Source organism: Gillisella vitis (assembly GCF_021559775.1).
Lineage (GTDB): Bacteria > Pseudomonadota > Alphaproteobacteria > Rhizobiales > Rhizobiaceae > Allorhizobium > Allorhizobium ampelinum.
Map to the genome: position 1 here is coordinate 2,972,887 of NZ_CP056047.1, position 19,614 is coordinate 2,992,500.

Genomic DNA, 19,614 nt, shown 5'->3' on the forward strand with positions numbered 1-19,614 from the left:
ACAGCGCTGTAACAAGTCATCTATGATGCGTTACGGCACCGCATAAATGAAAAATCTGCCCGGCTCAGAGTAAACCGGACAGACTTTCATACACCTGCATGATCAGGAAGCCGCGCCGATCCCATAATCACGACGGACGCCGTCAATAACCTCCAGGAACCGTGCTTTGCGCTCTTGCAAAACCGAATCCCGGCTCAGTTGCGGTTCTGCTTGGCCTGCCTTCCATAGATTAAGCATGGCTGGCCCTGCCAGGATCTGCTTGACGACGGTGCGCAATCCAGTTTGCTTCGGACCGCGTGCTTGTTCCAGAACCGCTGCATCCACAGCCAGATCATTTGGATTTTCTGGGGCTGGCTGGTGGTTTTTAAAGCTCATCCCCCAAAAGCTTTCACCCTTTATCTGCGCTTCAGCGCGGCTGGACAGTGGGACGCGCAGGGGTTTGTAAGTCACACCAAGAGTAGAAGCCCAATCGTTCCATTTGAAACTATTGATAGAAGCTGAGGTGCTGACCGCGACCCATGGAACGCGTAGAGCATCAGCAATGATCGCGCCATGCATCGATTCGGCGATAATCACCTCGGATTGCAGGATCTGACGAATAACCGCCTTTGCCTCGCCGCAGGGATCGATATAGGTGAGACCCACTTTGGGTACAATTGATGCCCAAACGCCCGCTACCGCCGATTCCCAGTGAGGAACGAAACTCTTTTTGTAGAGTTTTGGCAGCTTCTGGAATTCAGGCATGTCGGCCAGCATCACAGCCGGATCGATCACACCTTTTTCCGGCGGCAGACCAAGCGCCTTGGCAGTCAAAGGACCGCGCACGGACCTTATATCCCATTCTTCCGGTCGGCTCATATCCGGCAGGCTTCCATAGCCAAAACCGCTGCCGATCACCAGCTTATGCTGACCTTCCGGCAAAAGAGCGCGATTGAGAACAGTTCCGACGCCGACAAGCAACGTTTCCGGATGCACATCCCGAAAACCTGGCATGAGAAAATCCCATAACCAAAGGTTCAGGTCGTCACCAAAATTTCCATGGGCGGATTCCCAATAGTAAGGCTGCATGAATGTTCCTTTACGGGGCGAGGCAGACGCCCGATGAGAATGCATGATCACTGCATTTCAAGATACTTTTATATCAGCGGGAAAATTTACCAACCGCAAGGGCCAAAGCACTTTGCACGATGGCAGGATCCCGTCTCATCCATCGTAATAGCACGCCGAATTGCGGTAGCTTACGGCGTTTTACCATGCCCATCTGACCCCAGAGGGCATTTTTACGAGCGGTCTGCTTATAGTGCTGAATAAAGCTCAAGGCTTCAGGTTTATTTGAAAATCGCCGTTCAAGCGTATCAAGCGCCACCCAGGTATTCAACTGCTGCTGGAGAAAGGCGGGAGAACTTGAATCAATACTGTGGAAAATATTAATTCCTTCACCGCGCTCGGCTCCGGCGGCATCACACAAAATGACGCGCTTGGCTGCCAGCACACAATCACAGAAGAACAGCACATCTTCAGCAGCCAGCCGAAGCTCGGCTTCAAACCGGATTTTCTCAAACAGCGGGCGACCAATCACCATGCAGGACAGATGCAGGAAACTCCAGTTCTTCAGCATCACCACTGGCATTTCCGGCAATTCGAGCACCAGTGGCGTCTTTTGAAGCTCCACGGTTTTTTCGGTCTTCTTCAGCTCGGCAACGCTGAAATGATAGTAGAAATCATCTCCGCCGTGGATCGATGCCCAATAGCAATCCGCATTGAAGCGAGTCATGGCCTCATAGGCATTTTTCAGGTGGTCCGGCGCCCATTCATCGTCGGAATCCAGGAAGGCGGCGAAATCGCAATCGGCGGCAATTGCGTCGAGCCCGGTATTGCGGGCACCGCCCGGACCACCATTCTCCTGCTTGATCACCCGAATACGGGCACGTTGTGCCGGCTCCAGCGGCTGCAATTCCAAATCGATGGAATAGGGTGACTGGTCATCGACCACAATAATGTCGAAGTCCTGGAATGTCTGGGAAAAAATCGAGCCCAGCGCCCGTCTTAAAATTCCGGCTTCCTTCTGATAGAAGGGAATAATCACCGTCAGCTTCGCCATCTTTTTGCCCTGTCGTTTCTCAAGAAAGAGGTTCAGTTGCCTGTTATGTACCCTTGCGCTATCAGACTATGGTGCCTTGCACCATATTCCATGATGCAATCAGGTTCGCCATAGCGCTTGTGTTGTTTGCCACCCTGAAAGCAAAAACTCTCCATAACCATACAATTTTGGCGCTTTCCCACAAGCTTTTCGACCTGTAACCGCTCTTTCGCCCCCAGACCCAAGGATGTTTGCCCATGCCGCCAACCGTCAATGCGAAATCCGTAACCCGGAATGTCGGCTGGAGCGTCCTTTCCAAGACAGGCACTTTCGGGCTTAAATTTGTCACGGTCCCGATCCTGGCGCGCATTCTCACTCCCGATCAATTCGGTGCTGTCGCCGTTGCGCTAACCGTGGTGCAATTCCTGGCGATGATCGGCGGTGCGGGTTTCGGTGCAGCTTTGGTCATCCAGGAAAAGGAAGAGCCGGAGACGATCCATTCTGTTTTCTGGGCGAATTTGATCATTTCCTGCCTGATGGCAACCCTCCTTTACGTGTTTGCCGAACCGATTTCGGCCATGCTGGGGGCGGTCGAGGCCGCGCCGCTGGTGCGCATCATGGCGGTGCTCATTCCGCTGCAACTGACCGGAGACGTTGCCTATGCTCTCCTGGCCCGGCGAATGCAGTTCAGCCAGGACGCGCTGTGGAGCATGATTTCCGAATCAGCCGGCGCACTGATTGCGGTCGGCATGGCCTTGATGGGTTATGGGGTGATGGCGCTGGTGGCGCAATTGTTTTCCTCCTCCATCATCCGGCTTTGCGGGCTCTATTATGTATCCGGTTATGTCCCGGGCTTTGCCTTCAAGCCGCGTCGTATCCTGGCGCTCGGTCGCTTCAGCCTCGGCATGATGGGGTCGGAAATCGCCAATTTCATCACCTTCCAATCTCCCATGGTGGTGATTTCCCGCTATCTCGGCCTGTCGGATGCCGGCGCTTATTCCGCCGCCAACCGGTTTTCCAGCATTCCCAACCAGGTCGTCCTATCCGCTGTCATGGGCGTGCTGTTTCCCGCCTTCAGCACCATGATGCATGACCGGGATCGCCGCTCTCAGGCGCTGATGTTGAGCACCCAGGTGACGACCGTGCTGCTGGCGCCGATGATGTTCGGCATGTGGGCATTGGCCGAGCCGGCCATGCTGGTGCTGTTTGGACCGCAATGGGCCTGGGCCTGGCCGGTTCTCGGTCTGCTTGCTCTGTCGAAGGGCATCCTCACGCCTTGCAGCACGTTTATTCCCTATCTAAAGGGCGTGGGGCACGGCGGTACGCTGTTCTGGTGGGCCGTCATCCGGGCAATCGTCACCACCGTTGCCGTGGCGGTTGCCGCAGCTTTCGGAAACCTGGTCGATGCCATGGTGGCGCTGTGCGTCGTCAATGTCGTCGTGCTCTTCGGCTATTCCTGGGTGGTGTTCCGCGCCGACCAGATGCCCTTCCTCAAGGGCATGTTTATTTCCACACGGCCGATGGTCACCGCTCTGATCATGGCTGGCATGGTTCGCGCCCTTCTGCATTTTTATGGGTATCTGGTCCCCAATCCCGTACTACAAGTATTGATTGGCGGATTGATAGGCGGCACAATCTACGGTGTATTCGTTGTTCTGACGGAGGCCGAATTGTTGAGAAAACTGAAAACCATGGTGCGCAACCGCAGATCCACTGCCCCCGCACCTGCGGAATGATGGAAATCCCCGCAAACTGCTCTGCGCCGCCTCATTATCGAGCCATTCTGCGCTAATCCGGGAAAACCGGTGGTGGAGGCGGCGCAATTCCTTAGCTTTTTTCGAGCTATGGACAAAAAAATAGTCGCAGACGCGAATAGATATATAGCTTTACGTGCATACATATAAACCATTGAATTTACAATATTTTATCAAAAAAATCCAGTTATCGCCCCACTAACCCCAACTATGTTCACCAAGCGAGCCGCAAAAAATTGAGTAACCAGAGGTAAATTTTTGCTGCACTGCCACATTTTTACAGGCACATTCCCATAATGTGAAGGTGCTGGCCCATACTGTGAAGGGCTGCGGGGTGATGGGGACGATAGAGGATATTGAAGACAGGAGTACCGAATATCGTGAAGATCGACCAGGAACTTTCCGCGCGGATTCATATGGCGCGGTTGATGCTGATCGTCGGCATTGTCTTCGTACATGTCCCCTTCGATCCGCAGTCGAACGCCTATCTGGGCCAATACGGCGCCTTTGATTGGCTGCGCGCCTTTCTCGGTGACATGCTGTTTCGCATTGGCGTTCCCTGCCTGAGTGCGATTTCCGGCTTGCTGATGTTTCGCAAAGGGCTGGACGGTTTCGATTACAGGAAAGTGCTGCGCTCAAAAAGTGTAAGCGTATTGCTGCCGTTCCTGCTCTGGAACAGCATCGTTTTCCTGTATGTGCTGACGACGCAATCTCTGGGCTATGGCGAAGGATATTTCCCAAGCGTACTGACCGCGTCTTATCGGGAACTCGTTACCCTGGTGCTGGCGACGGAAGATTGGCCAATCAATCTGCCGCTCTATTTCCTGCGTGATCTGCTGCTCTGCTTCCTCTTATCGCCGCTGATTGGCTTCCTGGTGAAACGCCAACCCGCACTGACGCTTGGAGTTCTGTTGCTTTATGTCGTCCTACCGGTGCCCAATATGATCTTCCTGAAAAAATCGATCATTCTCGGGTTTTCGGCTGGTGCGGCGATTGCGATACACAATGTCGATATCCGCAAGCTCGACCGTTATGCCTTGCCGATTGTGGCAGCCGTGCTGGTCTCGGCCATGGCGGTCTTCGTCTGCATGTATCAAGCCGGCTTTAACGAGCACCCACTCTGGCTTGATGTGATATATGGTCTGATCACGGTGATTGGCGGCCTGGGAGCCTGGGAAATGACCCGGCTGCTCAAGAATACGCGCCTTGGCAAAACACTGGTCGCCGCACCCGGCGGACTTAGTTTCTGGATTTTCTGTGCGCATTATCCGATCTTGATGACCGCATGGATGATCTGGCAAAAATTCGATATAGGGCCTTACCCCCTCTTTTACGTCCTTGCACTACCCGTCACCTTCTGCCTGCTGCTTGCCTCCCATTTCCTGGCGATCCGGCTGACGCCGGGATTTTACGGGGTCATGACCGGCCAGCGCAATGCAAGCGGCAGAGACAAGAACAAGAACGTGGCAGCCGGGCGGGCGCTTGCCTTCAGCAAAGGAGACTGACATGAACCACCCCTCGCTTTTCCGAGGTCTGTTTTCTCGCCTACTCTGCGCCTCTGCTTTCGGTGCGACGGTTTTGATGACCCTGTCCACGGCACATGCCCAGCAACCCGTGGAAGGACAATCCTTTGTCGATACATTTGACAAACTGGATTTAAAACGCTGGTATATTTCCGACGGCTGGAATAACGGACCGCATCAGAACTGCACGTGGACCAAGAAGAACGTGAAAATCAAGGATGGCCATCTGGAATTGACATTTGACGACAAGCCGCTGGGCGAGCGTCAGTATTCCTGCGCCGAAATCCAGACCAAGCAGCGCTTCAGCTATGGCACCTATGAGGCGCGCCTGAAAACCGCCGATGCGTCCGGGCTGAATTCGGCTTTTTTCACCTTTATCGGCCCGCGCGACAAAACTCCCCATGACGAGATCGACTTCGAGATCCTTGGCAAGAACCTCAACGAGGTTCAGGTCAACCAGTATATCTCGGCCAAGGGTGGCAATGAAAAAATGGCTGCCGTCGATAACGGCGCCAACAAGGGCTTCAACGATTATGCCTTTGTCTGGGAAAAGGACAGGCTGCGCTACTATGTCAACGGCAAGCTGGTTCAGGACGTGACCGATCCGGCCAAATTGCCCAGCCACAGCCAGAAGATCTTCTTCAGTCTTTGGGGTACGGATACATTGAAGGACTGGATGGGGTCGTTTTCCTATTCCGGACCGCAGACCATGACCGTAGAGCGACTGGCATTCACGGCGCTGGGCGATAAGTGCCAGTTCCCGGAATCGGTAGCCTGCACGCTGAATTGAGACCAAACAATGTGAGAGCGGCCTTACGTTGAGAGGGACGCCACATTGCCAGACTACTGCATCATGGCTTGATCCGGGTAAGGTTCAAGAAAAGACATGCCGCATCATTATGACAGGGGGCGAGGTATGCCATGGGTGGCTTACCTTTCCATGAAGACGCAATTTAGCGCGGGAAACCGGATCCTCACTGGCGAGGGTTTCCCCGCAATTGCACAAAGGGGGCCAATGACCATACGTGTGCTATACCTTGCGCATGACCTTGCCGATCCTGCCATTCGCCGCAGGGTGATGATGTTGCGTGCCGGTGGCGCGGACGTGATGCTGGCTGGCTTTCGCCGCGATGAAAACAAATTGGCCGCGGTGGAAGGTGTTCAGCCGATTGAGCTTGGAATAACCGCCGATGGCCGCTTTGCTCACCGCGCAGCAACGGTGTTGAAAGCCAGCTTGTCAGCCGCCGCAAAACTTGGCCATCTGCCCCGCCCGGACGTGATCATTGCCCGCAATCTTGAAATGCTGGCCATAGGCCGTCGCGCCCGCCATATTTTCGGTGCAGCCGTGCCGATGGTCTATGAATGTCTCGACATTCACCGGCTGATGCTGCGCAATGATCCGCTCGGCAAGTCCCTGCGCGGTCTGGAAGCGCGGCTCGGTCGCCAGGCAAGCCTGTTGATCACCAGCTCTCCGGCCTTTGTCGAACAGTATTTTCAGCCGCTTTCAGGTCTCGATCTGCCGACCATGCTGCTGGAAAACCAGGTGCTCGACCTGTCCGGGCAAGACGCACCGCTGGCGCTGACACCGCGGGTTCCGGCTCCCGGCCAGCCTTGGCGCATTGGTTGGTTCGGCGCCCTACGCTGTTCGAAATCCCTTAAACTGCTCGGTGAATTCACCCGGTCGATGCAGGGTTCGGCAGTTGTTGAGATGCGTGGACGTCCAGCTCATATCGAGTTTGAGAATTTCGATGCTCAGGTCGCACGTGAACCGCATGTCAATTTTCATGGACCCTACAAAAATCCCGAGGACCTGGCAGGCATCTACCAGCAGGTTCAATTTGTCTGGGCCATCGATTTCTACGAGGAAGGCCAGAATTCAAGCTGGCTTTTGCCGAACCGGCTCTATGAAGGATGTCGCTATGGCACCGTTCCCATTGCCCTGAAGGGAACTGAGACAGCACGCTACCTGGCCCGCAAGGGTATTGGCTTTGAATTGCCTGATGCAAGTGTCTCGTCCCTCGTTTCACTGTTTGAAACCATGAATGCCGAGCGCTATCAGTCCGCCTTCGATGCGGTTGCCGCTCAGGATCCTCACAGCTTCACGCTCACCAGAGCCGATTGCGAGACATTGGTGCGACGACTAGCGGCACTTCCTGCAGATCCCGTGGCCTCCCGCTCTCTGAATTCAAACGCCCTGAAGGCGCCGATCCTTTCAACCAAGCCAACCCTTTCGAACAAGGTAGACGTTCATGATGGCTGACAAGCTGAAATCCGTAAGATGCCTGATCGTCATCCCCTGCCTCAACGAAGAAAAGCATATCGCGGGCGTTATCGCCAATCTGGCCAAGGCGCTTGACGATCTGAACGCTGAAATCGTCGTGGCAGATGGGGGCAGCCGCGATCAGACCCAGGCGATCGTCTCGCGCATTTCCGCTGAGAATTCCAAGGTCAGGCTGATCGACAATCCCAAGAAGATCCAGAGCGCCGCCGTCAACTTGACCGTTGCGCAATTCGGCGGCGATTACGATTATATCATTCGCATCGATGCCCATGGCACCTATCCAGACGATTATTGCCAGACACTGGTAACAGAGGCCCTGGAAACCGGGGCCGATTCCGTCGTTGTCGGCATGTTGACGGTTGGCTTCGGAACGTTCCAGAAGGCAACGGCCCTGGCTCAGAATTCCAAGCTCGGCAACGGTGGCTCCAAGCATCGCACAGGCGCTCAAAGTCACTGGACGGATCATGGCCATCACGCCCTGATCCGCATTGCCGCCTATAAAGCGATTGGCGGCTATGACGAATCGTTCCGCCATAACGAAGATGCGGAATTCGACTACCGACTGAATAAATCCGGCTTTCGTGTCTGGATGACCGCCAATACCAGCATGGTCTATTATCCACGCTCCAGCCCCTTGCCGCTCTACCGGCAATATTTTGGCTATGGCCGCGGCCGCGCCCAGAATTTCCTGAAACATCGCTCCCGTCCAAGCCTGCGTCAGCTCATTCCGCTGGCCGTGGCTCCGGTTGCCGTTTTCGCATTGCTGTGCGTGTTCAGCTGGCTCGCACTCATCCCGCTTCTCGTCTGGGCACTGGCCTGCCTTGGCTACGGCGTCTGGCTCGCCATCGGCGAGCGCCAACCACTTGGGCCGCTGGCCGCCCTCTCGGCAATGATCATGCATTTTGCCTGGTCGGCCGGTTTCTGGCGGGAAATATTGGATTTTCGCAATCGTAAAACCTATCCGCTGCCGCCCAGCCAAGAGGTTGCATCATGAATGCCGCCCATCCCATCCGCATCGATATCGGCATCTGCACGTTCCGTCGGCCGGAGCTTGAGACAGCTCTCTTGTCGCTCGCCATGATCGACGTTCCCACCGGTGTGTCACTGCGCATCATCGTTGCCGACAATGACCAGACGCCCAGTGCTGCATCCTTGGTCGATAGCCTGCGCCCGCGTCTTCCCTGCGGGCTGATTTACGTCCATTGCCCGGCTGGCAATATATCCATCGCCCGCAATGCCTGCCTGGATGCCAGCGATGCCGATTACCTCGCCTTTATCGACGATGACGAGACCGCAACGGAAAGCTGGCTGACCGAACTGCTGACGGTTGCCCGCCAAACCGGTGCCGATGCCGTGCTTGGTCCTGTCAGGGCGAGCTACAGTGACAACGCGCCGGAATGGATGCGCAAAGGTGACTTTCACTCGACATTCCCGGTGTTCGTCGGCGGTGAAATCCGTACCGGCTATACCTGCAACGTGCTTCTCGATCTGCGTTCACCACGCCTTGCAGAGCGCCGCTTCAACTTGGCGCTGGGCAAGACCGGCGGCGAGGATACCGAGTATTTCACCTATATATACCGCAATGGCGGCAGGATCGCCTATGCTGAGAACGCCCTTCTCCATGAGCCCGTGACCCCATCACGCAGCCGGTTCGACTGGTTGGCCAAGCGCCGCTACCGCATGGGCCAGACCCATGGCCGGCTGGTGGCTGAAGGCAAGGGAGCGTTGACGAAACTCAAGGCAATCCTGATGGCTGGAGCAAAGGCCGTTTTCTGCTTTCTCGCCGCACTGGTTTTCGTCTTCATGCCGATCCATCGTCATCGCTATGTCCTGCGCGGCATCCTGCATCTCGGCGCCGTCTCCGGCATTCTCGGCTTTCGTGAAATCCACCAATACGGATCGCTGGAGACTGCCAAGCCATGATCGCCTGGACCCCCGACGTCACGGTGGTGATTGCCGCCTATAATACCGGTGAAACCATCGAGCGCGCCATTGAAAGCGCGCTGTCGCAGGTTAATGTCACAGTCGAAGTTGTTGTTGTCGACGATTGCTCATCCGACGATACCCGTGAACGAGTCGCAGCCCTCACCGATCCCCGCGTTCGCTTGATCGCATTGGAGCGCAATAAGGGCCCGGGCGGTGCCAGGAATGCGGCAATAGATGCCGCCCGTGGTCGCTGGATCGCCGTACTGGATTCAGACGATACATTCAAACCGATGCGGCTGTTTCGAATGATCGAGCGCGCCGAGGACGAAAAGGCCCAGGTCGTCGTCGATAATCTCGACGTGGTCGACATGAATGGCACCTGCCGGACGATGTTTCTGGAAGACGCGCTGGCGCATATCGGCCAAATCGACCTGGCGCGGTTTATCGGCTCCAACATCCTGTTCCGATCCGAACATAATTTCGGCTATATGAAGCCTGTGTTCCTGCGCAGTTTCCTGAATGACAAAGGCCTGCGTTTCGACGAAAGCCTCAGGATCGGCGAGGATTATCTGCTGTTGGCTTCGGCCTTGGCCGAGAATGCGATCTGCACAATAGAGCCGACTGCGGGTTACCTCTATTATATCAGGGAGGGTTCGATCTCTCGGGTGCTTCGCCTCCATCATGTCGATGCAATGATGGCCGCCGATGCCGGTTTCATCTCACGCTATCCGCTGAAAGGAGCAGCCCTTGCGGCCCAGACGGCTCGAACCCGCAGCCTGAAGGAAGCACGCGCTTTCATAAATCTGATCGATAGTCTCAAGGCACGATCGGTGTCGGGTGTTATCAAGACCGCCCTTGCCAATCCCTTGGCGCTGCGCCATCTGAAAATGCCAATCTCCGTTCGTCTCCGGCGACTGATAAAGAGCCTGCAGAAAGACCGGACATCAACAGCCGCTACCTCTTCTGCCGATCCGCCAATCAAGGGCTAACCCGCTGCTTTAAAGAGAATTGACATGGATCTTTGCACGCCAAGACCAAAATTAATGAAGCCCTTGTCCCAACCCGGAGCGATCTTGACCTGCGCTGTTTACTCTTTTTTAAAGGAATTGGTTCCGTCGCATGAATGCCGTATTCAGGCGGACCAAGACGTCCTATAGTGCAAAGTCCTTAAGTCCGAAATCGATTTAAGGCGACAACGATGCTTGAATATAAAGTGCCTGAGCCTGGTTTGTTCGTCATGAATGACATGAGGCACCGGAATATCAACATTGTTCTACAATTTGCTTGATCAGGGTCGGATCATTCCGATCCTAACGAAGCTGGGAAACGGGCATCTGTCGAGATCAAGGGTTTGGAGTGCTGTATGAGTGTGAGTTTTTCCAATGTGCATGAGCAGTCGCGGCGGTCCAGCTGTCCGTTGACAGACCATGCCCTGACGAAGAGTTCCCGCCCGGACAGCATTGGCGGGAGACGAACCCTAAATGAATCCCGGCAGGTCAGCGGAGGTCTTTTCCTGACAGCCATCCATGCCTCAACCACGTTTGAAGCCGGTTTCCGGCTCAGGCCTGGTGCCGCCGAGACATCCTTGGACCAAACTATGTTCCGCAACGAATTATGAAGAGCCGCCCCATGAACGAGAGAAGTTATCCCTATAAAGCCGTTCTGCAACGGGAGCAGCCTGAAGCCGATTCCTTTATCGATCTTGATAGACTGTTGACCATTGCCGTGCGCAGGGCCAGGATCGTCGGTCTGTCGATCGCCCTCTTCGTGATGCTCGGCGTCACCTATCTGCTCTTCACGACACCCTATTATACGTCGATGACGCAGATCCTGCTGGATGATAGCCTGTCGCGCTACACGCAAGACGACAAGGCAGCGCCCGGTGACCGTTCCCAGGCCGATACCGAACTGGCCAGCGCCGTCGAAATCCTTAAATCCAACAGCATGGCCCTGCGGGTTGTCGATGAGGCCAAGCTCAGCGATAACGAACTGGTCACCAATCCTCCTGCCTCGCCAGTCTCCTTCGTCAAGGACATGTTGCGATCCGTAAAGAGACTGGTCAGCCCCGGACCGAAATTAACCGATGCGGAAATTGCAGCAGGCAAGCGCGGCAAGGCCGCTGCCATGCTACAGCAGAACATCACCGTGGAGCGGGTGATGCGCAGTGCGGTCATTGCCGTATCCTACCGCTCTCCTGACCCTCTGCTGTCGGCGAAAGTCACCAAAGCCTACGCAGATGCCTTCCTCACTGATCAGTTGAATGCCAATTTCGACGCCAGTGAGCGGGCGACACTGTGGCTGCAAGGTCGCTTGGACGACCTGGCAAAGCGTGCCCAACTAGCCTCGTTGGACGTTGAGAAATACAAGGCAGAAAACGGCCTGACCCAAACGGGCGGCGAACTGATGTCCGAACAACAGTTGACCGACCTCAACAAGCAGTTGATCGTTGCCCAGGCCGATGCGGCAAGCGCGCAGGCCCGCTACGAGCAATATAAAAGCATCGTCACGCAAGGCCCGCAAAATGCGGTCAAGAATGCCATCGTTTCCGGACAGGCTGGCGCCAATCAGGTGCTCCAGGATCTGCGAAGCCGGTATTTGTCGATCGAAAAGCGTGAACAGGATATCGTTGCCAATTTTGGCCCGACCCATCCCCAGGCCAAAGCGCTGAAGGCTGAAAAAGACAATGTCGGCGGCCAGATTTTCCAGGAACTGCAACAACTGACGTCAAGCTATGGCAATGAATTCGACGTTGCCAGATCGCGTGAGCAATCACTGCGCGGGAGCCTGGAGAAGTTGACCGGCACCAATTCCGACGCCAATCGATCGCTTGTGCATCTGAGAGAGCTTGAGCAGAAATCGTCAGCGCTCAAGACCCTCTACGAAGCCTTCCTGAATCGCTACGAAGTGGCCAGCCAAAGCCAATCACTGCCGGCTGCCAAAGCACGGGTTATCTCGGAGGCTGGCATACCCGCCTCACCATCCAGCCCGAAAAAGACAATGGTGATCGCCCTTTCCATGGTTCTCGGCCTGATGGCCGGTGCCGGGCTAGCCTTTCTTCAGGAAATGCAGGAGCGGTATTTCCGGCTGGAAAGCGACGTACGCACCACACTTGGCCAAAAATCTCTGGGTTATCTGCCGCGTCTCGGTCCCAAGTTGAAAAAGCCGATCAATCCCAAACTTGCCCGTTGGCGTCAAAAAGCGCCTAAGGGAGCGACAGTCGTTCCTGGCGCGGAAAATGTATCGCTCGACAGAATGATGCGAACCGTGATCGAAGCACCCCGATCCGCCTTCACAGAAACCCTGCGCAATACCAAGCTGGCCACCGATATTATTCTACAGGGCAAGACAAGCCGCGTTATCGGTGTCCTGTCGGCACTTCCTGGCGAAGGTAAGTCTACGGTTGCAGCAAATTTCGCCGTTCTGCTTGCCTCCAGCGGCAAGCGGACATTGCTGATCGACGCCGACTTACGCAATCCGAGCCTCAGCCGGCTTCTGCAGCCCGCCCCGAAAACCGGCCTCGTGCAGGCCGTGCTTGGTGAGGTCTCCTGGCAGGATTGCATCAAGGTCGACCAGGAAACGAAACTTGCCGTCCTACCCATCGTTCCCGGCGCGGCAGCCCGATCTCTGGCTCATACCAACGAGCTCATCGCATCGCCTGGAATGAATGCCTTGCTCGAAAATGTCCGCCAATCGTTCGATTACATCATCGTTGATCTTGCGCCGCTTGGCCCAGTCGTCGATGCCAAGGCCTTCGCCCCCTTGGCAGATGGTTTCGTCTTCGTTGTCGAATGGGGTAAGACGCCTAAGAAGCTGGTGTCCGATCTACTCGAAGCAGAACCCCATATCAGCAATAAGGTCCTCGGCGTTCTCTTGAACAAGACAGACATGCAGACCCTGACTCGCTATAGCGACTTCGGCGGTTCAGAGAAATTCCGCAAGCAATACAATAAATACTACGTGGAATGATTGCTGTAACGGCGACCCGCAAATGATGAATTGGAATATACTTGACCCTCTCCGCCAGTGCCGAGAGGGTCAAGCACATGAAGGTGATCGCTACAAGCGTTCGTCTTCTACCATGATTTCAGGGCGCGAAGCGTCGGGGTCTTTTTGAACACATGTCCGTCCATACGGGCAAGGAGACTATCGAGAAGGCTCACGGCCTCACCCACCGCAGGCCCTTTGTTCAACATCACACATTCCGCGCGAGCGGCCATGGCGGCATCGGTCATCTCTCCCCGGGACGGCAGACCGGTTTTGACAAGATCCTCGAGAACCTGGGTCGCCCAGATGGTGGGTACAGCGGCTGCCTCACAGAGCCACAACAGCTCCTCCTGCATTTCCGCTACCCGCTCAAAGCCGATTTCAGCCGCCAGATCACCCCTGGCGATCATCACACCAAACGGGCGATTACGGCATCGAGCTCGCACGATCAATTCCGGCAGGTTGGTCACAGCCTGCGGCTGCTCGATCTTGGCAATCAAGCCAAGCGGCTGCAAACGAGCCGGGAATTTCGCCAGTTCATCCTCCAAAAGATCGATATCATCAGCATGGCTGACAAAGGAATAGCCCAGCATATCCGCGTGTGTCATAACGGTTGCCAAATCGGAATAGTCTTTCGTCGTTAGCGGCGAAAGACCAAGCGCTGTATCGGGCAGGTTCAAACCCTTTTCGGGCTTGAGTTTCACACCTCCGGTTTTGGTATGGGTTACACGAATGACCGCTTCGTTTGGCCCCGTTTCTTCAACGACACCTTCCAGCTTACCGTCGTCATATCGAACCCGATGGCCCACAGCGACACGGGTGACGATCTCCGCAACCGATACGGTCGCCGCAAACTCCACATCCTCGGTTGGACGCGGCTTTCCTTGCGCAACCAATCTGAGGCGGTCCCCGACTTTAAGTTTGCGCTTTTCTCCCGCGACGGCCTCCGTGCGAATCTTTGGTCCGGCGATATCCATCAACACGGTCAGTTTATGGCCAGTGATCTCTGACGCCGCGCGGACGTGACCGGAAATCATTGTCCATGCCTTCTCGTCATGACCTTGCCCCACTGAACTAATCCATTTTGAAGTAAGCTCTGTCCCATTGAGAGGACCAGAGAATGAAGCGCAACCGTTTCACAGACGAGCAGATTATCGGGATATTGAAGGAGCATGAGGCAGGCACGCCGGTCTCGGAGCTTTGCCGCAAGCACGGCGTCAGCGATGCCAGCATCTATAAATGGAAGGCCAAATTCGGCGGAATGGAAGTTTCCGAAGCCAAGCGGCTGAAGACGCTGGAGGACGAAAACACGAAGCTGAAAAGGCTCCTGGCAGATGCGATGCTCGACAATTCGGCTTTGAAAGACCTTTTGGGAAAGAAGTGGTGACGCCCGCAGCAAAGCGGAAAGCTGTCGCTCATCTGATGGATCACCACCAGATGAGCGAACGGCGGGCGTGTAAAGCCATCGGCTTTTGCCGGATGACGATCCGTTACGAGACCAGGCGCTGCGATGACTATGACCTTCGCGAGCGGATGAAGGCGCTGGCGCATGAACGCCGCCGCTTTGGATATCGACGACTTCATGTGCTGCTCAGGCGTGAGGGTCACCTTGTGAACCATAAGCGGCTCTTCCGGCTCTATCGGGAAGAGAAGCTGACGGTGCGCAAGCGCGGCGGTCGGAAACGGGCGATAGGCACACGAGCACCGATGCTGATCCCGCTTGCCGCCAATGACCGCTGGTCCCTCGACTTCGTGTCGGATCAGTTCACCGATGGGCGCAGGTTCCGGGTGCTGACCGTCGTCGATGATTGCACCAGAGAATGCCTTGGCCTCGTCGCCGATACGTCTCTTTCTGGCCTGCGGGTTGCCCGTGAACTGGAGCGGATCATCGAGGGACGAGGCAAGCCGAAGATGATCGTCAGTGACAATGGCAGCGAATTCACCAGCAACGCGATCCTGCAATGGACGGATCGGACGAAGGTCGATTGGCATTACATCGCACCCGGCAAACCGATCCAGAACGCCTTCATCGAAAGCTTCAATGGGCGGCTGCGCGACGAGTTCTTGAATGAAACGCTCTTCTCGTCACTGAACCATGCTCGAGCAGGGCTTTCAAACTGGCGAGGCGACTACAACGATCATCGACCACACTCTGGTCTAGGCTGGCTGACACCGGCCGAGTTCGCTCAGACCATCAACCCGCGACGTGATGCGGTGCTGCGCAGCCGAAATGGCTCCGCACCGCAACCCGCCGCTACCGCCCCGAATACAGCAACCCAAAACCACTGGAGCGAACTCAAAACTGGATAAAACTTGGGGGCAAGGTCAGTCATCATGCGCACAATTAATCCGGGCAATGTCCATCCCGCGTTTGGCGAGATCAAGTACAAAATCCGGCTGATCAGCAGCCTCGCTTGGCATGGTCACCATGATCCGCCCGCGGCGAGAGGAGCGGGCCGGTCCAAACAAGTCCTCTGTTGCCGCTCGCAACGATCGCTCTCCGGCAAAGAACTTACTCTCAGACAGTCCATCGAGGTGTGACGCAACACCTTGTAGACCCGATAGCGCTGCGGAGACTGCATCCAAGGTTGGAAGCACGCGGCTTTCCAGCCGGCCCAAAGACGACAATCCTCTCCACATCAACTCGCGCTGCAAAACACGTAGGTCACGGTGGCGCAGTGAAAGATAATGACAAAGGTTTTCAATCGCTGGCCTATGTTGCAGGGGAACCACCGCCGAACCGCACAGACCTTGCAACAAATCCTGCGCATGCGCAGCAATGTCAGCGCGAAGGTCATTCATCTGGCGATGCAAAGCCTCCAGTGCGATTGAATTCTCATTCGAAACAAAATTAGACTGTGCCATGGCCATCATCCTTAATTATGTCCAGAAGACATAAGCCTTCTAGACACAGATGACTGATGGTGGCTTGGAAGGCTTTGAGCTACGTCAACCGTCTAGAAAGTTTCACAAAGCAATTTCGAAAATCGATATCATCTCAACCGTGAGTACTTACGGAGTAAGCCGCAGGTTCGAAACTGTGCGCATCCTTCCTTGTAACATATAAACAGAGCTGAAAGCCTGGAGGATCTCATTCCCCAAACGCAAAAATCCCGCAGCGTTTAAGGCTACGGGATTGATGTAATTTTGGTTGCGGGGGCAGGATTTGAACCTGCGGCCTTCAGGTTATGAGCCTGACGAGCTACCGGGCTGCTCCACCCCGCGTTATATATTGTTATTCGTTAACGGAATAAGGGTCGCTTGAGCGACCCTTTATGTTTTCGGCGGGGCCGATGTATGTGAGAGAAGATGATTGATTTGAGTATGAACATTGCGCTTAGCAGACCTGGCAGCGACCTACTCTCCCGCGTCTTAAGACGAAGTACCATTGGCGCAGGGGCGTTTCACGGCCGTGTTCGGAATGGGAACGGGTGCGGCCGCCCCGCCATGACCACCAGGTCAGCTAAGGGCAATGTTGACGCTTGGCACCAATAGTGTTCCCTTTTCTTTGGCAAACCCATCTTCTTCGCCTGCGCTCAGAAGGGTGCCAAAGCGTTGATACGGAACCGTATTGATGCTTTGCATAATTGAGAAGCTGGCGGGCGTTGCCCGTTTTCTTATTGTATGAACACGTCATTCCGCGACGTTTTGCTTGGCACTTTCGGACGAAGTCCGCAAGCGCAAGGCGCGTCGCCGATCGTTCGGCGCCCTCGCGGAGCATAGGCTCGTATACGAGCCGCTCATGCGTGAGCGCTAAACAGATGGCTCATCGACGAAGTCGATGAGCATGGTCAATGAGAACGATTAAGCCAATCGAGCTATTAGTAACGGTAAGCTTCGCAGGTTACCCTGCTTCCACACCCGTCCTATCAACGTGGTCGTCTTCCACGGCTCTGATAGGGAATACTCGTTTTCAGGTTGGTTTCCCGCTTAGATGCCTTCAGCGGTTATCCATTCCATATATAGCTACCCTGCTATGCCGTTGGCACGACAACAGGTCCACCAGAGATATGTCCATCCCGGTCCTCTCGTACTAGGGACAGATCCTGTCAATATTCCTACACCCACGGCAGATAGGGACCGAACTGTCTCACGACGTTCTGAACCCAGCTCACGTACCGCTTTAATTGGCGAACAGCCAAACCCTTGGGACCTGCTCCAGCCCCAGGATGCGATGAGCCGACATCGAGGTGCCAAACAACCCCGTCGATATGGACTCTTGGGGGTCATCAGCCTGTTATCCCCGGCGTACCTTTTATCCGTTGAGCGATGGCCCTTCCACGCGGGACCACCGGATCACTATGACCGACTTTCGTCTCTGCTCGACTTGTCAGTCTCGCAGTCAGGCGGGCTTATGCCATTGCACTCGACGACCGATTTCCGACCGGTCTGAGCCCACCATCGCGCGCCTCCGTTACTCTTTCGGAGGCGACCGCCCCAGTCAAACTACCCACCATACACTGTCCCGGATCCGGATAACGGACCGCGGTTAGACATCCATGACGATAAGGGTGGTATTTCAAGGATGGCTCCACTCGAACTGGCGTCCAAGCTTCAAAGCCTACCACCTATCCTACACATGCCGACACGAATGCCAGTGTAAAGCTATAGTAAAGGTGCACGGGGTCTTTCCGTCTGACCGCAGGAACCCCGCATCTTCACGGGGAATTCAATTTCACTGAGTCTATGTTGGAGACAGCGGGGAAGTCGTTACGCCATTCGTGCAGGTCGGAACTTACCCGACAAGGAATTTCGCTACCTTAGGACCGTTATAGTTACGGCCGCCGTTTACTGGGGCTTCAATTCAAAGCTTGCACCTCTCCTTTTAACCTTCCAGCACCGGGCAGGCGTCAGACCCTATACGTCGTCTTGCGACTTCGCAGAGCCCTGTGTTTTTGATAAACAGTCGCTACCCCCTGGTCTGTGCCACCCCTCTCCACTTGCGTAAAAAGGGGTCACGCTTCTTCCGAAGTTACGCGTGCAATTTGCCGAGTTCCTTCAACATAGTTCTCTCAAGCGCCTTGGTATACTCTACCTGACCACCTGTGTCGGTTTCGGGTACGGTCTATACGGTGGAGCTATTTCCTGGAACCACTCCACTGCACAATCAATCCAGTAAGACTGTACAATTTGTGTGATCCGTCACTACCACCAGGCCCACGAATATTAACGTGGTTCCCATCGACTACGCATTTCTGCCTCGCCTTAGGGGCCGGCTAACCCTGCTCAGATTAACTTTAAGCAGGAACCCTTGGTCTTTCGGCGAGGGGGTCTCTCACCCCCTTTATCGTTACTCATGTCAACATTCGCACTTCCGATACCTCCAGGATGTCTCACGACTGTCCCTTCACAGGCTTACGGAACGCTCCGCTACCACGTGCATTACTGCACATCCTCAGCTTCGGTGCATGGCTTTAGCCCCGTTACATTTTCGGCGCAAAGACCCTTATTTAGACCAGTGAGCTGTTACGCTTTCTTTAAATGATGGCTGCTTCTAAGCCAACATCCTGGTTGTTTTGGGATCCTCACATCCTTTCCCACTTAGCCATGACTTGGGGACCTTAGCTGGAGGTCAGGGTTGTTGCCCTCTTCACGACGGACGTTAGCACCCGCCGTGTGTCTGCCGATTAGTACTCTCAGGTATTCGGAGTTTGGTTAGGATCAGTAAGACGGTGAGTCCCCATAGCCCATCCAGTGCTCTACCCCCTGAGGTATTCGATCGACGCACTACCTAAATAGTTTTCGCGGAGAACCAGCTATTTCCGAGTTTGATTGGCCTTTCACCCCTAACCACAAGTCATCCCAATCTATTGCAACAGATGCGGGTTCGGTCCTCCAGTTGGTGTTACCCAACCTTCAACCTGCTCATGGCTAGATCACTCGGTTTCGGGTCTAATGCAACTAACTCAATCGCGCTATTAACACTCGCTTTCGCTGCGCCTACACCTACCGGCTTAAGCTTGCTAGTTACACTAAGTCGTTGACCCATTATACAAAAGGTACGCAGTCAGGCTTTCGCCCTCCTACTGTTTGTAGGCATCCGGTTTCAGGTTCTATTTCACTCCC

13 protein-coding genes, 1 tRNA gene and 2 rRNA genes (1 of these 16 only partly in view) are annotated in these 19,614 nt (G+C 55.1%); 9 read left to right on the forward strand and 7 right to left on the reverse strand.

Annotated features, from left to right (window positions below; all coding sequences use genetic code 11):
* Positions 1-102: 102 nt before the first annotated feature.
* Together AVCG78_RS13810 and AVCG78_RS13815 are read right to left on the reverse strand one after the other, a co-directional pair.
* Positions 103-1,068, reverse strand: coding sequence for a polysaccharide pyruvyl transferase family protein (locus tag AVCG78_RS13810; RefSeq protein ID WP_071203330.1), 966 nt, complete (start codon positions 1,066-1,068; stop codon positions 103-105).
* A 73-nt stretch (positions 1,069-1,141) separates the two neighbouring features.
* Complete coding sequence (locus AVCG78_RS13815; protein ID WP_071203331.1) at positions 1,142-2,101, reverse strand: glycosyltransferase family 2 protein; 960 nt, start codon at positions 2,099-2,101, stop codon at positions 1,142-1,144.
* A gap of 236 nt (positions 2,102-2,337) precedes the next feature.
* On the opposite strand from AVCG78_RS13815, the gene AVCG78_RS13820 reads away from it, so the two are divergent.
* From AVCG78_RS13820 to AVCG78_RS13855, 8 genes are all read left to right on the forward strand, one after another.
* Positions 2,338-3,816 (forward strand): lipopolysaccharide biosynthesis protein, encoded by a 1,479-nt coding sequence (locus tag AVCG78_RS13820; protein ID WP_071203332.1) that lies wholly within the window; start codon positions 2,338-2,340, stop codon positions 3,814-3,816.
* A gap of 398 nt (positions 3,817-4,214) precedes the next feature.
* Positions 4,215-5,339, forward strand: coding sequence for an acyltransferase family protein (locus AVCG78_RS13825; RefSeq protein WP_041698621.1), 1,125 nt, complete (start codon positions 4,215-4,217; stop codon positions 5,337-5,339).
* Position 5,340: 1 nt separating this feature from the next.
* On the forward strand, positions 5,341-6,147 hold the full coding sequence (gene exoK / locus AVCG78_RS13830; RefSeq protein ID WP_012654204.1) for an endo-1,3-1,4-beta-glycanase ExoK: 807 nt from the start codon (positions 5,341-5,343) through the stop codon (positions 6,145-6,147).
* A gap of 225 nt (positions 6,148-6,372) precedes the next feature.
* Positions 6,373-7,617, forward strand: a complete 1,245-nt coding sequence (locus AVCG78_RS13835; protein ID WP_071203333.1) for a glycosyltransferase family protein — start codon at positions 6,373-6,375, stop codon at positions 7,615-7,617.
* Positions 7,607-8,632, forward strand: coding sequence for a glycosyltransferase family 2 protein (locus AVCG78_RS13840; RefSeq protein WP_071203334.1), 1,026 nt, complete (start codon positions 7,607-7,609; stop codon positions 8,630-8,632). The genes AVCG78_RS13835 and AVCG78_RS13840 overlap by 11 nt, the downstream gene beginning before the upstream one ends.
* The gene (locus AVCG78_RS13845) at positions 8,629-9,561 is read left to right on the forward strand and encodes a glycosyltransferase family 2 protein (protein WP_071203335.1); all 933 of its coding nucleotides are present in this window, start codon (positions 8,629-8,631) and stop codon (positions 9,559-9,561) included. The genes AVCG78_RS13840 and AVCG78_RS13845 overlap by 4 nt, the downstream gene beginning before the upstream one ends.
* Positions 9,558-10,553 carry a glycosyltransferase family 2 protein gene (locus AVCG78_RS13850; RefSeq protein ID WP_071203336.1) on the forward strand — a complete coding sequence of 332 codons (996 nt, stop codon included), beginning with the start codon at positions 9,558-9,560 and terminating at the stop codon, positions 10,551-10,553. The genes AVCG78_RS13845 and AVCG78_RS13850 overlap by 4 nt, the downstream gene beginning before the upstream one ends.
* 640 nt (positions 10,554-11,193) lie before the next feature.
* Positions 11,194-13,530 (forward strand): polysaccharide biosynthesis tyrosine autokinase, encoded by a 2,337-nt coding sequence (locus AVCG78_RS13855; RefSeq protein WP_012654199.1) that lies wholly within the window; start codon positions 11,194-11,196, stop codon positions 13,528-13,530.
* A gap of 107 nt (positions 13,531-13,637) precedes the next feature.
* Here the strand turns inward: AVCG78_RS13855 and AVCG78_RS13860 are convergent, their stop codons facing one another.
* Entirely contained in the window at positions 13,638-14,618 is a 981-nt protein-coding gene (locus tag AVCG78_RS13860) for a pyruvate kinase (protein WP_234796124.1), read from the reverse strand.
* A 50-nt stretch (positions 14,619-14,668) separates the two neighbouring features.
* Here AVCG78_RS13860 and AVCG78_RS13865 point away from each other — a divergent pair.
* Positions 14,669-15,858 (forward strand): IS3 family transposase gene (locus tag AVCG78_RS13865; protein ID WP_156636673.1). Its coding sequence is split into 2 segments (ribosomal slippage): positions 14,669-14,918 and positions 14,918-15,858, totalling 1,191 coding nucleotides; the frame shifts between segments, so codons are not numbered across the junction.
* 15 nt (positions 15,859-15,873) lie between these two features.
* On the opposite strand, the gene AVCG78_RS13870 is transcribed toward AVCG78_RS13865, so the two are convergent.
* The 4 genes from AVCG78_RS13870 to AVCG78_RS13885 form a co-directional block, all read right to left on the reverse strand.
* Positions 15,874-16,422, reverse strand: a complete 549-nt coding sequence (locus AVCG78_RS13870; protein WP_174089754.1) for a hypothetical protein — start codon at positions 16,420-16,422, stop codon at positions 15,874-15,876.
* Between the two features lie 274 nt (positions 16,423-16,696).
* Positions 16,697-16,773: transfer RNA gene (locus tag AVCG78_RS13875), tRNA-Met, on the reverse strand.
* Between the two features lie 119 nt (positions 16,774-16,892).
* A 5S ribosomal RNA gene (gene rrf / locus AVCG78_RS13880) occupies positions 16,893-17,007 on the reverse strand.
* Positions 17,008-17,348: 341 nt separating this feature from the next.
* Positions 17,349-19,614, reverse strand: a 23S ribosomal RNA gene (locus AVCG78_RS13885); it runs 675 nt beyond the window's last position.

Bases quoted from the DNA above. Each gene is read 5' to 3' on its own strand.
- AVCG78_RS13810 (WP_071203330.1), bottom strand. From the start codon at position 1,068: ATGCAGCCTTACTATTGGGAATCCGCCCATGGAAATTTTGGTGACGAC.
- AVCG78_RS13815 (WP_071203331.1), bottom strand. From the start codon at position 2,101: ATGGCGAAGCTGACGGTGATTATTCCCTTCTATCAGAAGGAAGCCGGA.
- AVCG78_RS13820 (WP_071203332.1), top strand. From the start codon at position 2,338: ATGCCGCCAACCGTCAATGCGAAATCCGTAACCCGGAATGTCGGCTGG.
- exoK (WP_012654204.1), top strand. From the start codon at position 5,341: ATGAACCACCCCTCGCTTTTCCGAGGTCTGTTTTCTCGCCTACTCTGC.
- AVCG78_RS13835 (WP_071203333.1), top strand. From the start codon at position 6,373: ATGACCATACGTGTGCTATACCTTGCGCATGACCTTGCCGATCCTGCC.
- AVCG78_RS13840 (WP_071203334.1), top strand. From the start codon at position 7,607: ATGATGGCTGACAAGCTGAAATCCGTAAGATGCCTGATCGTCATCCCC.
- AVCG78_RS13845 (WP_071203335.1), top strand. From the start codon at position 8,629: ATGAATGCCGCCCATCCCATCCGCATCGATATCGGCATCTGCACGTTC.
- AVCG78_RS13850 (WP_071203336.1), top strand. From the start codon at position 9,558: ATGATCGCCTGGACCCCCGACGTCACGGTGGTGATTGCCGCCTATAAT.
- AVCG78_RS13855 (WP_012654199.1), top strand. From the start codon at position 11,194: ATGAACGAGAGAAGTTATCCCTATAAAGCCGTTCTGCAACGGGAGCAG.
- AVCG78_RS13870 (WP_174089754.1), bottom strand. From the start codon at position 16,422: ATGATGGCCATGGCACAGTCTAATTTTGTTTCGAATGAGAATTCAATC.